Genomic DNA, 12,844 nt, shown 5'->3' on the forward strand with positions numbered 1-12,844 from the left:
TGATGGCACCGTCTGCATTGTATCGGCGATTTCGCACCCTGCTGATCGCCAATCGCGGCGAGATCGCCTGCCGGGTGATCCGTTCGGCGCGCGCCATGGGCTTGCGAACCGTCGCGGTCTATTCCGAGGCGGACCGCGACGCGCTGCATGTCGGGCTGGCCGACGAGGCGGTGCTGATCGGCCCGGCGCGCGCCCGCGATTCCTATCTCAGCATCGACAATATCATCGCTGCGGCCAAGCAAAGTGGCGCCGAGGCGATCCATCCCGGCTACGGCTTTCTGTCGGAGAGCGCCGAATTCGCCCAGGCCTGCGCCGACGCCAACATTGTGTTCGTCGGCCCGACCGCCGCGATGATCACCGCGATGGGCTCCAAGTCCGGCTCCAAGGAACTGATGGAAAAAGCCGGCGTGCCGTTGGTGCCGGGCTTCCACGGCGAGGCGCAGGACGAGGCGACGCTGGCGGCGGAGGCCGACAAGATCGGCTTTCCGGTGCTGGTGAAGGCTTCGGCCGGCGGCGGCGGCCGCGGCATGCGGATCGTGCGCTCGGCCGGAGAGCTGTCCGCGGCGATCGTCAGCGCCAAGCGCGAGGCCAAGGCGGCGTTCGGCGACGACCGCATGCTGATCGAGAAATTCGTGCGGAACCCGCGCCATATCGAGGTGCAGATCGTCGGCGACAGCCATGGCAATCTGGTGTCGCTGTTCGAGCGCGAATGCACGCTGCAGCGCCGCCACCAGAAAGTGATCGAGGAGGCGCCGTCGCCGACGCTCACCCCGGCGCAGCGCGAAACGGTGTGCGCGGCGGCGCGCAAGGCGGCGGGCGCGGTGAATTATGTCGGCGCCGGCACCATCGAATTCGTCTCCGACGGCCAGGATGTGTTCTTCATCGAGATGAACACGCGGCTGCAAGTCGAGCATCCGGTCACCGAACTGATCACCGGCGTCGATCTGGTCGAATGGCAGTTGCGCGTTGCCTTCGGCGAGAAGCTGCCGCTGACCCAGGACCAGATCAAGCTCAATGGCCACGCCATCGAGGCGCGGGTCTATGCGGAAAATCCGCACAAGAACTTCATGCCGTCGGTCGGCGCGATCAAGACCTGGCGCATGCCGGCGCAGACCAACGGCTTGCGGATCGACGCCGGCTATCGCACCGGCGATGCGGTGTCGCCCTATTACGACGCAATGCTGGCCAAGGTGATCGCCTGGGCGCCGACCCGCGATGCCGCGATCGACCGGCTCAATCGCGGGCTGGAAGACGCCGATGTGCGCGGCGTCACCACCAATCTGGCGTTCCTGTCGGCGCTGATCACCCATCAGCAGGTTCGCGCCAACGCCATCGACACCAGCTTCATCGAACGCGAGCTGACCGGGCTGACGCCGCCGGCCGCGACGCCTAGTGATCTTGAACTATGCGCCGCGGTGGCGACCATCCTGCAGGCCGAAGATCAGGCCGCGCGGGCGGACGCGGATTCGCCATGGCGCAGCTCGGGCTGGATGCCGGTCGGCCGCCGCAAGCGCGTCTTCGTGTTCCGCCACGGCCAGGGTGCCGACCATGTCGATCACCGCGTGACGCTGCTTTATGGCGGCGGGCCGTCGAGCTTGACGATCGACGCGCGCGAATTGGCATTCACCCAGGCGGCGCGCGACGACGGTCTCGACATCACCCTGGACGGTGCGCGCTCGCATGTGGTCGCCGACATCGAGGGCCACGAGCTGTATCTGCGGACCCGCAACGGACGTTTCGACCTGCACTGGGTCGATCCGTTCGGCGGCGAGGACGAAGAGCAGGTCGGCGACGACAAGATCGTGGCGCCGCTGCCCGGCACCGTGGTGGCGCTGCTGGTCGAGCAGGGCGCGCATCTCGACAAGGGCGCGGCGATCCTGACGCTGGAAGTGATGAAGATGGAGCAGACCCTGCGGGCGCCCTTCGCGGGCGTGCTGAAGGCTTTGAAATGCAAGGTCGGGGACATCGTCCAGGAAGGCGTCGAGCTCGCCGAGATCGAGCCGGACGCCTGAACCTCTCCGTTATGGCCGGGCTCGTCCCGGCCATCCACGTCTTGGACATTGTGCAAGTCGGGAAAGACGTGGATGCTCGGCACAAGGCCGGGCATGACTTCGTGTTGGTGGGAGCGCAACAATGAGCGAGACTGTCCGCATTGTCGAAGTCGGACCGCGCGACGGGCTGCAAAACGAGAAGACCCCGGTCAGCGTCGCCGACCGGATTGCTTTCATCGAGGCGCTGCTGGCCGCGGGCCTGCACACCATCGAGGTCGGCGCCTTCGTGTCGCCGAAGGCGATCCCGCAGATGGTCGGCTCCGACCAGGTGCTGCGCGCGTCGTTGCAGCGGCCCGGCGAATTCCACGTGCTGGTGCCGAACCTGAAGGGCTATGAGGCGGCGCGCGCCGCCGGCGCCACGGTGATCGCGGTGTTCGCCTCGGCCTCCGAAGGCTTTTCCCGCGCCAATATCAATTGCTCGGTCGCCGAATCGATTGAGCGCTTCAAGCCGGTGATCGCCCGGGCCCAGGCCGACGGCGTCAAGGTGCGCGGCTACATCTCCTGCGTGCTCGGCTGTCCGTTCGATGGCGAGGTGCCGGTGCAGGCGGTGGTCGATGCCGCCACCACCTTGTGGGATCTCGGCTGCTACGAAGTGTCGTTGGGCGACACCATCGGGGTCGGCACGCCGATGAAGGTGCGCGCGCTGCTGCGGGCGTGCGCCGAAGCGGTGCCGATGACGAGTCTGGCGATGCATTTCCACGACACCTACGGCCAGGCGCTGGCCAATCTCTATGCCGGCCTCGAAGAGGGCGCGCGGGTGATCGACAGCGCCGCCGGCGGCCTCGGCGGCTGCCCCTATGCGCCCGGCGCCACCGGCAATGTCGCGACCGAGGACGTAGTCTACATGCTGGAAGGCATGGGGATTCGCACTGGCGTCGACATCGACAGGCTGATCGCCGCGACCAATGATATCGCCGGGTTACTCGGGCGCCCGCCGGTCAGTCGGGTGGCGGCGGCGATCAATGCGAAGCGGCGAATGGCCAAGTAAGTTGGTGCTGCACCTCATGGTGAGGAGGTGCGAACGGCGTCAGCGCTTAGTTTCGTCATTGCGAGGAGCGCAGCGACGAAGCAATCCAGAAGCTCAGCATTCGGCGCCCTGGATTGCTTCGCTTCGCTCGCAATGACGCCTGGACGTTTTGATTCAAATACCTCTCGGGATGAGATCATCACATCACCGCCCGCCGTCCGGCCCCATCACCAGATCCGGCAGCCAGGTCGAGATTTCCGGGACCAGGCACAGCAGCACCACGGCGGCCATCATCAGCAGCACGAAGGGCAGGGTGCCCCAGATCACGTCGCTGAGCGGAATGTCGGGCGCGACGTTGCGGATGACGAAGATGTTGAGCCCGACCGGCGGATGGATCAACCCCATCTCCATCACGATGGTCATCACCACGCCGAACCAGATGATGTCGAAGCCGGCGGCGCGCAGCGGCGGCAGGATGATCGGCGCGGTCATCAAGATGATCGACACCGGCGGCAGGAAGAAGCCGAGCATCACCACCAGCACCAGGATCGCGGCAAGCAATCCCCAGCGCGGCAGCTGCATCGCCACTACGGATTCGGCGGCCGATTGCGAGATGTGCAGATAGCTCATCACATAGGAATACAGCAGCGACATGCCGATGATCATCATCAGCATGGTGGATTCCCGGATCGTCGATTTCAGGATCGGCGACAGGTCCGATGGCCGCCACACGCCATAGATCAGCGCGATCAGCAACAGCGCCAACAACCCGCCGAGGCCGGCGGTTTCCGACGGCGTGGCGTAGCCGCCATACAGCGCGATCATCACCCCGGTCAACAGGATGACGAAGGGCAGCACCCGCGGCAGCACGTTGAAGCGCTGCGCCATGGTGAATCGCTCGCGGCTGAGAATCGCGGAATCCTGTCCGGTGCGCTCATAGGCTAGCTTGGCGGTGGCGTATTCGGTGCGAAACCGCAGCACGGCGTAGATGCCGAACAGCGACACCAGCAGCAGGCCGGGGCCGATGCCGGCGAGGAACAGCCGGCCGAGCGATTTCTCCGCCGCGACCGCGAACAGGATCATGGTGATCGAGGGCGGCAGCAAAATGCCGAGCGTGCCGCCGGCGGCGATGATGCCGGCGGCGAAGCCGCCCGAATAGCCGCGCTTGCGCATTTCCGGAATCCCGGCCGAGCCGATCGCCGAACAGGTCGCCGGCGAGGAGCCCGCCATCGCGGCGAACAGCGCACAGGCGAACACATTGGCCACGCCGAGGCCGCCCGGCACCCGGTGCAGCCAGGCATGCAGCGCCGAATACAGATCCTGGCCGGCGCGCGACTTGCCGATCGCCGCGCCCTTGAGGATGAACAGCGGGATCGACAGCAGGGTGATCGAGGCCATTTCCTCATAGACGTTCTGCGTCACCGTATCGAGCGAGGCATTGGGCATGAAGATCGCCATGAACACCACGGCGACGGCGCCGAGCGCAAAGGCGATCGGCATGCCGGAGAACATCGCAAACAGCGTCGCGGCGCCGTAGCTGATGCCGATTCCGAGCACCGTCACGAGCGAGCCTCGCGGGCCAAGGAGGTGACGATCTGCAACAGGATCTGCAGGCACAGCAGGCTCATGCCGGCGGCCATCAAGCCATAGGGGATCGCCAGCGGCGGCGACCACATCGAATCCGTGACATGGCCGCCGACATAGGCCTCATGGGTCAGGGTCCAGGATTTCCAGGCGAAGAAGGCGCAGAACGCCAGGCTGGCGACGTCGACCAGCAGCAGCCGGATTCGATTCACCAGCGGCGGCAGCAGCCCGACAAAGGCCTCGATGCCGATATGGCCGCGCTGGCCCTGCACATAGGCGGCGGTGAGGAAGGTGGCACCGACCAGCAGAAACACCGCGGCTTCGTCCTGCCAATAGGTGGCGCTGTGGAACAGGCCGCGGCTCAGCACGCTGTAGCTGAGGATGCCGCAGGCCGCGATCAGCGCGATGGATGCGGCCACCACGATGAGATTGTTGAGCAACGCCGATGCGCGGTGCAGCGCCGCCAGCAATCCGTGGCTGGCGGCGGCTACGCTGTCGCGATGGTCCAGCCGAGGACCATGCATCATGCGGCGGTGTCGGTTGCGAGCTTCAGCAGCTTGGCGGTGGTGGCGGTCTTGGCGCCATAGTCCTTCCACGCGGTGTCGCGGGCGATGTCGCGCCATTTGCCGACGGTCGCGGCATCGAGCTTGCTGACCGTGGCGCCGGCCTTTTCGTAGACCTTGGCGACCTCGATATCGTCGCTCTGCGCGCCTTCCTTGCCGAAGGCTTCCAGTTCGCTGCCGACCGACAGAATGATGTCCTGATGGTTTTTCGGCAGCTTGTCGAAGATCGCCTTCGACATCATCAGCGGCTCCAGCATGAACCAGTAGGAGGCGTCGGCGCCCGAGGTCAGATGCTTGGCGACTTCCTCGAGACGGAACGAGATCAGGCTGGTGGAGGAGGTGATGCCGGCGTCGCAGGCGCCGGTCTGCATCGCCGCGTAGATTTCGTTGGACGGCACCGACAGCACCGCGGCGCCCGCGGTCTGCAACACCATGTCCATCTCGCGCGAGCCGCCGCGCACCTTGAGGCCCTTGGCGTCGTCCGGGGCCACCAGCGCCTTGCTGCGGCTGGCGACGCCGCCGGCCTGCCACACCCAGGTGATCAGCATGATGCCCTTGTCGGCCAGGAAGTCGGTCAGCGTCTTGCCGACCGGCTTGGTCTTCCAGCTCAACCCCTGCTCATAGGTCGAGACCAGGCCGGGCATCAGGCCGATATTGGTCTCGGGGAGTTCGCCGCCCGCATAGGGCATCGGATACAGCGACAGATCGAGCGCGCCTTTGCGCATCGCCGAGAATTGCGCCTTGGTCTTGATCAGGGACGAGCCCGGATAGACCTCGCCGACCAGCTCGCCGCCGCTGCGCTTGCCGATTTCTTCGGCGAATTTGCGGCACAGCCGGTCGCGGAAATCGCCGCTGTCGATGGTCCCGCCGGGGAATTGATGCGAAATCTTCAGCGTAGTCGCAGCCTGAGCGGGACCGAAACGCAAGATCGCGGGCGCGGCAAGAGCCGTCCCGAGAAGGTGACGTCGTGTGATCATGATGCTCTCCCTGGGTCGGTTCTTTTCTTTGTAGTAGCGTTGCTAAACCAAATGCAGCACCGGTGCAATTAGCGACTTGGTAGTCTGTGTGGGTGGGGGAATGGGCTCGGAAAGGCGCAGAACGCTGTCATCGCGTATCGCGCCGCACCATGTTGCATTGCACGCATTGCGGTGCGGTGGCCCAAAAGAAATTAACGTCGGGCGTAACATCGGAGGTTTCGAGACGTTGTCTCTATGGCGACTGACCGTTGCCCTTGAACCGCATCAACAGGATGACACAGCCATGACCATCAGCACCCGCATTGCCCTCGGCGTCTCGGCGGCCGCGATTTCGCTCAGCCTGGGCTTTGCCCCTGCCTTCGCCATGGATGACATGAAGAAGGACGGTATGAAGAAGGAAACGATGTCCAAGGACAGCATGAAGAAGGATTCCATGCACAAGGACAGCATGAAGAAGGACGCCATGAAGAAGGACGACGGCATGCACAAGGAAGGCATGAAGAAGTAATCACCGCAATCGGACCAGGCTCGTCCTTACGGTCGGGCCTGGTCCCTGCTTGGATTACATCGGTCGGCTGGCGCGCAATCGCGCGCTATTTGCGCTTCTTGCGCGCGGCATAGCGCGCGTCGCGGGCGGCCTTTTGCTCGGCCTGCAGCGCCAGTTCCTGGGCGGCTTTTTCCGCCTCGAGCCGCAGCTTTTCGGCGGCGGCCTGTTCGGCCATTTCGGCGTCCAGCTTCAGTTTCTCGGCCTTGGCGGCGTCGCGGGCGAGTTTGGCCGCGGCGCGGGTGACAGCCTGGGCCTCGCGCTCGGCTTGCCGCTGCAGCACCGCCGGATCATCGGGGCCGGGCTTCGCCTTGAACTTCTCCAAAAGGCTCTTGCGGGCTTCCATTGCCGCCTTTTGCCGGTCCGCGAAGCTTGGTTCCTTGAATCCGCTCATATTACCGGCCTTGTTGCTTTCTTTGTTGTGGCGAGCCGCGCATCTGCCGTGGCAGTTCTGGCGCTGGCCAGGATCGATCGTGCGGAGCGGTTTACAGCCGACAGCGCCGCAACGCATCAATTTTCTGCGTTTTCCATCGTTGCGCGGGAAATCAAGCGTGATTCGGTCGGCTGGTTCCGCCGGCAGCGCCGCCCAGGCGCGATTCGGTCACTGGGAGCGTTGTTGTGAAGTCTGGCGGCGATGCGCTAGAACGGCGGCGGTTTGCGATCGCCAAACCAACCGCCGCAAGCCAGCCGTCCAAAGGGAGACCTCATGCCCGTAAATCACCGTGCCGGCGCCGCGATGGCGTTCGTGCTGGTTGTCGCTTGTTCGGCCGTCGCATCGATCGCGCCGGTCTCCACCGCAATGGCTCAGTCCACAGGAAAATCCAAAATCATGACCACAGCATCAGGCCTCAAGATTGAAGACAGTCAGGTCGGCACCGGCGTCTCGCCGCAAAAGGGCCAGATCTGCGTGATGCATTACACCGGCTGGCTCTATGAGAATGGCGTCAAGGGCAAGAAATTCGATTCCTCGGTCGACCGCAACGAGCCGTTCGAGTTTCCGATCGGCAAGGGCCGGGTCATCGCCGGTTGGGACGAGGGCGTCTCGACCATGAAGGTCGGCGGCAAGCGTACGCTGATCATTCCGCCGGCCTTGGGCTATGGCGCGCGCGGCGCCGGCGGCGTGATTCCGCCGAATGCGACGCTGATGTTCGACGTCGAATTGCTCGACGTCAAAGGCTGATCGCTGACGGTACGCCATCGCGCGCCGGCCCGGCCACCAGGTCGGTGTTCGGCGCGCGCAAGGCGCGTCAGGGTTCCTTCCGCCCGTTTCAAGGCGATCATGACCGAGCTTTCCGAATCCGATTCTGCCGAACCGCTGGCGCTGGCACGCATCGCCCATGTGGCGATGCAGGCTGGCGCCATCCTGGCGCAGAGCGGCGCGTCGGTCCGGGTCGTTCATGAGGGCGCGCGGATGGTCGCCGCCGGCCTCGGGGTCGAGGTGCTGGGCCTGCGATCGGGCTATGCGTCATTCGAGATCACGGTGGCGCAAGGCCCGCGCGCCGTGACGCGGATGATGCAGATCGGTGCGCATGGCGTGAACCACCGGCTCGATTTCGCGGTGCGCGAGCTGGTGCTGCGGGTCGCGCAGGGCGGCATGACGGCTGAGGCCGTCGAGGCCGAATTGAAACGGCTGCAGCGCGAGACGCCGCGCCATTCGCCGTTGCTGGTGGCGCTGGCGACCGGCGCGGCCTGCGCCGCGTTCGGTCGGCTGCTGGGCGCCGACTGGCCGGCCTTTCTGCCCGTGCTCGCCGGGACTGCAATCGGGCAGGGGGTTCGGCATTGGCTGGGCGTACGCCAAGTCAACGTCTTCGTGGTCGCGGCGATCGTCGGCTGCGTGGCCGCCACGCTTGGCGGTTTTGGCGCCCGGCTCGCCGGCAGCGCCACCGTCGAACTGGCGATGATGGCGTCGATCCTGCTGCTGGTGCCCGGCGTGCCGTCGACCAACGCGCAGACCGACGTGATGGACGGCTATCCGACGATGGGCAGCGCCCGCGCCGTCACGGTAATCATGATCATGGTGTTCGCGGTGACCGGGCTGTGGCTCGCCGAATTCGTCCTGAGGATTCACTCGTGACCGCAACGCTGGCCGCAATGCTTCCGCATCTGGCGCATCAGGCCGTGTTCGGCGCCATCGCCGCGGCGGGATTCGGCGTACTGTTCAATTTCGGCGGCCGCGCGCTGGCCTGGTGCGCCGTCGCCGGCGCGCTTGCGCTGGCGGTGCGCACGCTGGTCCAGCAATTTGGCGGCAGCCTCGAGGCCGCGACATTTCTGGCGGCGATCGCGACCTCCTGCGCGGCGATCATCTCGCGGCGCTGGCTCGGCCCGCCCTGCCACGCGATCGCGCTGGCGGGCTGCATCCCGATGGTGCCGGGCGCGTTCCTCGGCCAGGCGATGCTCGGCTATATGGCGGCGGCGGCCGACACCTCGGGCGCCTCGACGGCGGCGATCGTCGCCTCGTCGCAGGCCTTCGTCCGCGTGCTGTCGATCGTCGGTTCAATCGGCGCGGGCTTGGCGATTCCGGCGTATTTGCTCAAAAGCAAGCATTTTTAGAGCAATTCCGGTTCTATAGAATCGGCATGCCGGCATGCTGGGCGGCTCTCGTTGTCGGATCGACCGCTAACGCATCCGACTCATGACACCGCGCGGCGCCGCCGAAACGCTCGATGCAATCGAACACATCTGCCCGGGATAGGTGCCTGCTACGAGAGGCTTCGCGATCGGCATGCTCGGCTCCGACACGGTGTCGGCGTGGCGGATGTAGTCGAAGCTATCGTCGGCACGAAGACTCGTCATCCTGAGCAAGGCGTCGATGAAGTGATCGGCAAGGGGCTGAAGCGTCCGATCGGTCTTGCGGATGATGCCGACCCGCCGATTGAATTGCGGGGATTCCACGGGCTTGAAGCAGAGCCCGGTCATGTTGCCCAGTTCGGCCGCGGCCGACGGCAGAATGGCGACGCCGACGCCGGCGCGGACCATGCCGAGCGCGGTCGACATGTAATTGGACTCCATGGCGATATTCAGCTCGCAGCCTTCTCGCTCCATCGACCACTCGAACAGCACCCTGACGCTGCTGTTTTTCCGGGTCAGGACCAGCGGGTAGGGAGCAAAGTCCTTGATCTGCACGACCGGCATCGATGTGTTCAAAGGATGCTCGGCGGGGAAGAACGCGCACAGGCTGTCGGACAAATAGTCCTGCACCTTGATCCCCTTGTCGGAGCTGATACGCGTCCCAATGCCGAAATCGACATCCTCGGCCTTCACCAGCTTGATGATTTCCTCGCCGACCACGTCCAGCACATCGATCACGATGCCTGGGTTCTGCGCTTGAAAATCCACGATCACGCGCGGCAGAAACGTGGCCGCGACCGAGGGCAACGCCGCCACCCGGATGGTCCCGCGCTTGGCATAGGTGATGTCGGACGCCGCCAGCAGAACCTCCTCCATGTTCGTGGACAGGCGTTCCATCAGCGGCAGGATGTTGCGACCCGCCGGCGTCAACTCGACCCGGCGCTTGTTGCGATCGAACAGCCGAATGCCGAGCTGCTGCTCCAGCGTATTGATCTGCACGGTCAACGTCGGCTGCGAGACATTCAGCTCCTGTGCCGCGCGGGTGAATTTCAGATGCCGCACCAGTGCCAGAAAGGCGCGAACCTGGCGAAAGTTAGGGGGAAGCGTCATGATGAACCGTTGCTCTTTCTCGCCTCTGCTTGGAAGGCCTCGTCAACCGACGACATCTGCGCAAGCTAGCGTCCGCCGAGCGCGGCCGCAGGAAACTTTAGACTAGCGCATCGGGCTCGGCGGATGATTGATCATTGTCATGACATAACAGCAAATCGCTCCGCCCAGACAATCATGCGCGTCGATGCTGCGTCGGTTCGGCCGCTTCCTCGGCCACGATGGCGGTTGGGAGGATTGACAAGGCGCTCTGGGTGATGACGACGCCGCGATCCGGGTGTCGCGGCGTCTTGTCGCGCATCGTTTCGCTCCTTACTCGGCCGCCGCGGCCATGGCCGCAGTCCCGGGCTTGTCGCCAGCGGCGGCCTGGATGGCGGTGATGGCGATGGTGTAGACGATGTCGTCGACCAGGGCGCCGCGGGAGAGGTCGTTGACCGGCTTGCGCAGGCCCTGCAGCATCGGCCCGACGGAGACGACATTGGCGGAGCGCTGCACCGCCTTGTAGGTGGTGTTGCCGGTGTTGAGGTCGGGGAAGACGAAGACATTGGCGCGGCCGTCGAGCGGGCCGCCCGGCGCCTTCTGGCGCCCGACGCTGGCGACGGTGGCGGCGTCGTATTGGATCGGGCCGTCGACGATGAGGTCGGGGCGCAGCGCGCGGACCTTGTCGGTCGCCCGGCGCACCTTGTCGACGTCCTCGCCGGCGCCGGACGCGCCGGTCGAATAGGAGATCATCGCCACCCGCGGCTCGATGCCGAAGGCGGCTGCGGAATCGGCCGACTGGATCGCGATCTCGGCGAGTTCGTGATCGGTCGGATCGGGGTTGATGGCGCAATCGCCATAGACCAGGACCTGGTCCGGCATCAGCATGAAGAACACGCTGGAGACGATGCTCGATCCCGGCGCGGTCTTGATCAGCTGCAGCGCGGGGCGCACTGTCGAGGCGGTGGTGTGAACGGCGCCCGAGACCAGCCCGTCGACGTCGTTCTGCGCCAACATCATGGTGCCGAGCACCACGGAATCCTCCAGCGCGATCTCGGCCTGGAGTTTTGTCAGGCCCTTGGCCTTGCGCAATTCGACCAGCGGCGCGACGTAGCGGCCGCGCTGCTGCTCGGCGTCGACGATCTCGAGATTGTCCGGCAGCTCGATGCCATGCGCCGCGGCGACCTCGCGGATGCGCTCGGGCGCGCCGAGCAGGATGCAGCGGGCGATGCGCTTGTCGGCGCAGATCGCGGCGGCGCGGATGGTGCGCGGCTCCTCGCCCTCGGGCAGCACGATGCGGCGCAGCGCCGCACGCGCGCGCGCGACCAGGCGATGGCGGAACACCGGCGGCGGCATCAGCGTCTCGACCGGCAGATCGAGCCGCAGCGCCAGCGGCCGCGTCTCCACCTTCTCGGCGATGAACGCGATCACCCGTTCCATGCGATCGCCATCGGCGCGACTGACATGGGCCGACAGATTGGCCAGCTTCGACGCGGTGGTGAACGTGTCGTCGTCGGTACACAGGACGGCGAGCCGATCGAGCGGGGCGGAAGCCAGGATCGCGGCGAGCTCGGGGGCCGGACGCCCGCCGCAGGTCAGCACCAGGCCGGCCAGCGCCATGCCGCGCTGCGCCACCAGCGCGGTGGCGAGAATGGCATCGCTGCGATCGGCCGGCGTCACCACCAGGGTTTCCGGCCGCAAGGTCCCGATCAGCTTCTCCGGCGAGCGCGCCGCGACCACGACGTTGAGCACGCGCGTGGTGTCGATGCCGCCGCGATTGAGGATGGTCAGGCCGAGCGTGTCGGCGATGTCGATCAGATGCGGCGCCAGCAGATGCGCGGCACTCGGCACCGCGGCGAGGATCGGCACCGGGTTCGATCCGTTCAGCGTCAGCGCGCCGCGCTCGGTCAGCGCCAGGGCGGCGGCGGCGTCGATGCAGCGATTGATCAGCAGGCCGGCGATCGGCCGGCGGCCGTCGTCGCCATATTGCTCGGCGGCGGCGGCGGCCTTCGCCGCCAGTGCTGCGGCATCGTGCGATCCGCCAGCCAGCACCGGGATCAGATCGGCGCCGAGCGAGCGGATGATCTCGATGTTCAGCCTCGTGGCGATCTGGAATTCGACGTCGGGGATCAGGCCCTCGACGATGACGATGTCGCAATCGGCCTGAACGGTGTCGACCATCGACACCACTTCTTCCATCAGCCCGCCGAGCTGGCCGGAGCGCACCATCTCGGCGGCGTGATCGAACGCGATCGGGTCCGGGGTGCGGACGCCGCACAGCGTCCGGGCGAAATGCGCCGCCAGATCGAGATCGCCGGAGCGGATTTCGGGCTGCATGATCGGCTTGACGAAGCCGACCTTGACGCCGGTGAGTTGCAGGGCCCGGACCAGGCCCAGCGTCATCGATGTGAGGCCGGCCTCGCGGGAGACCGGAACGAGATAGAACGTACGATGGCGGGAATTATTCATTGGAATGCTTTCGGCGACCGATCGAGGAGTTGCGC

13 protein-coding genes are annotated in these 12,844 nt (G+C 65.8%); 6 read left to right on the forward strand and 7 right to left on the reverse strand.

The features are described from left to right. Positions 1–2 precede the first annotated feature (2 nt). Positions 3–2,012, forward strand: a complete 2,010-nt coding sequence (locus RBJ75_RS04390; RefSeq protein WP_044409865.1) for an acetyl/propionyl/methylcrotonyl-CoA carboxylase subunit alpha — start codon at positions 3–5, stop codon at positions 2,010–2,012. A 121-nt stretch (positions 2,013–2,133) separates the two neighbouring features. After that, positions 2,134–3,039: a hydroxymethylglutaryl-CoA lyase gene (locus RBJ75_RS04395; protein ID WP_044409859.1), complete on the forward strand. Its 906-nt coding sequence runs from the start codon at positions 2,134–2,136 to the stop codon at positions 3,037–3,039. Positions 3,040–3,222: 183 nt separating this feature from the next. Here RBJ75_RS04395 and RBJ75_RS04400 read toward each other — a convergent pair whose 3' ends face one another. Genes RBJ75_RS04400 through dctP form a run of 3 tightly spaced genes read right to left on the reverse strand, consistent with a single transcriptional unit; the run spans position 3,223 to position 6,142 of the window. Continuing rightward, the gene (locus tag RBJ75_RS04400) at positions 3,223–4,581 is read right to left on the reverse strand and encodes a TRAP transporter large permease (protein ID WP_044409857.1); all 1,359 of its coding nucleotides are present in this window, start codon (positions 4,579–4,581) and stop codon (positions 3,223–3,225) included. After that, a complete protein-coding gene (locus RBJ75_RS04405; protein WP_044409856.1) occupies positions 4,578–5,129 on the reverse strand; it encodes a TRAP transporter small permease in 552 nt (183 codons plus the stop codon). Before RBJ75_RS04405 ends, RBJ75_RS04400 begins: the two co-directional genes overlap by 4 nt. Continuing rightward, positions 5,126–6,142 carry a TRAP transporter substrate-binding protein DctP gene (gene dctP, locus RBJ75_RS04410; RefSeq protein WP_044409854.1) on the reverse strand — a complete coding sequence of 339 codons (1,017 nt, stop codon included), beginning with the start codon at positions 6,140–6,142 and terminating at the stop codon, positions 5,126–5,128. Before dctP ends, RBJ75_RS04405 begins: the two co-directional genes overlap by 4 nt. Before the next feature lie 283 nt (positions 6,143–6,425). On the opposite strand from dctP, the gene RBJ75_RS04415 reads away from it, so the two are divergent. Beyond that, a complete protein-coding gene (locus tag RBJ75_RS04415) occupies positions 6,426–6,650 on the forward strand; it encodes a pentapeptide MXKDX repeat protein (protein WP_044409852.1) in 225 nt (74 codons plus the stop codon). A gap of 85 nt (positions 6,651–6,735) precedes the next feature. Here RBJ75_RS04415 and RBJ75_RS04420 read toward each other — a convergent pair whose 3' ends face one another. Beyond that, positions 6,736–7,080, reverse strand: a complete 345-nt coding sequence (locus tag RBJ75_RS04420) for a DUF6481 family protein (RefSeq protein ID WP_044409864.1) — start codon at positions 7,078–7,080, stop codon at positions 6,736–6,738. 342 nt (positions 7,081–7,422) lie between these two features. On the opposite strand from RBJ75_RS04420, the gene RBJ75_RS04425 reads away from it, so the two are divergent. The 3 genes from RBJ75_RS04425 to RBJ75_RS04435 all read left to right on the forward strand — a co-directional run bounded on the left by RBJ75_RS04425 (position 7,423) and on the right by RBJ75_RS04435 (position 9,236). Further along, positions 7,423–7,866: an FKBP-type peptidyl-prolyl cis-trans isomerase gene (locus RBJ75_RS04425; RefSeq protein WP_411194516.1), complete on the forward strand. Its 444-nt coding sequence runs from the start codon at positions 7,423–7,425 to the stop codon at positions 7,864–7,866. Positions 7,867–7,965: 99 nt separating this feature from the next. Beyond that, positions 7,966–8,760, forward strand: a complete 795-nt coding sequence (locus RBJ75_RS04430; RefSeq protein ID WP_044409848.1) for a threonine/serine exporter family protein — start codon at positions 7,966–7,968, stop codon at positions 8,758–8,760. Continuing rightward, positions 8,757–9,236: a threonine/serine exporter family protein gene (locus tag RBJ75_RS04435; protein WP_052628899.1), complete on the forward strand. Its 480-nt coding sequence runs from the start codon at positions 8,757–8,759 to the stop codon at positions 9,234–9,236. The genes RBJ75_RS04430 and RBJ75_RS04435 overlap by 4 nt, the downstream gene beginning before the upstream one ends. A gap of 66 nt (positions 9,237–9,302) precedes the next feature. Here the strand turns inward: RBJ75_RS04435 and RBJ75_RS04440 are convergent, their stop codons facing one another. The 3 genes from RBJ75_RS04440 to pta form a co-directional block, all read right to left on the reverse strand. Next, a complete protein-coding gene (locus tag RBJ75_RS04440) occupies positions 9,303–10,364 on the reverse strand; it encodes a LysR family transcriptional regulator (RefSeq protein ID WP_276156385.1) in 1,062 nt (353 codons plus the stop codon). Between the two features lie 172 nt (positions 10,365–10,536). Continuing rightward, positions 10,537–10,662: a hypothetical protein gene (locus RBJ75_RS04445; protein WP_276156386.1), complete on the reverse strand. Its 126-nt coding sequence runs from the start codon at positions 10,660–10,662 to the stop codon at positions 10,537–10,539. 11 nt (positions 10,663–10,673) lie between these two features. Beyond that, positions 10,674–12,809, reverse strand: a complete 2,136-nt coding sequence (gene pta / locus RBJ75_RS04450) for a phosphate acetyltransferase (protein WP_317528715.1) — start codon at positions 12,807–12,809, stop codon at positions 10,674–10,676. Between the last annotated feature and the right edge of the window lie 35 nt (positions 12,810–12,844).

It is taken from the genome of Rhodopseudomonas sp. BAL398, assembly GCF_033001325.1.
In the GTDB taxonomy this organism is placed as follows: Bacteria; Pseudomonadota; Alphaproteobacteria; order Rhizobiales; family Xanthobacteraceae; genus JARJEH01.

Coding starts and splice junctions, on each gene's coding strand:
- RBJ75_RS04390 (WP_044409865.1), top strand. CDS start 3: ATGGCACCGTCTGCATTGTATCGGCGATTTCGCACCCTGCTGATCGCC.
- RBJ75_RS04395 (WP_044409859.1), top strand. CDS start 2,134: ATGAGCGAGACTGTCCGCATTGTCGAAGTCGGACCGCGCGACGGGCTG.
- RBJ75_RS04405 (WP_044409856.1), bottom strand. CDS start 5,129: ATGATGCATGGTCCTCGGCTGGACCATCGCGACAGCGTAGCCGCCGCC.
- dctP (WP_044409854.1), bottom strand. CDS start 6,142: ATGATCACACGACGTCACCTTCTCGGGACGGCTCTTGCCGCGCCCGCG.
- RBJ75_RS04415 (WP_044409852.1), top strand. CDS start 6,426: ATGACCATCAGCACCCGCATTGCCCTCGGCGTCTCGGCGGCCGCGATT.
- RBJ75_RS04420 (WP_044409864.1), bottom strand. CDS start 7,080: ATGAGCGGATTCAAGGAACCAAGCTTCGCGGACCGGCAAAAGGCGGCA.
- RBJ75_RS04425 (WP_411194516.1), top strand. CDS start 7,423: ATGGCGTTCGTGCTGGTTGTCGCTTGTTCGGCCGTCGCATCGATCGCG.
- RBJ75_RS04430 (WP_044409848.1), top strand. CDS start 7,966: ATGACCGAGCTTTCCGAATCCGATTCTGCCGAACCGCTGGCGCTGGCA.
- RBJ75_RS04440 (WP_276156385.1), bottom strand. CDS start 10,364: ATGACGCTTCCCCCTAACTTTCGCCAGGTTCGCGCCTTTCTGGCACTG.
- RBJ75_RS04445 (WP_276156386.1), bottom strand. CDS start 10,662: ATGCGCGACAAGACGCCGCGACACCCGGATCGCGGCGTCGTCATCACC.
- pta (WP_317528715.1), bottom strand. CDS start 12,809: ATGAATAATTCCCGCCATCGTACGTTCTATCTCGTTCCGGTCTCCCGC.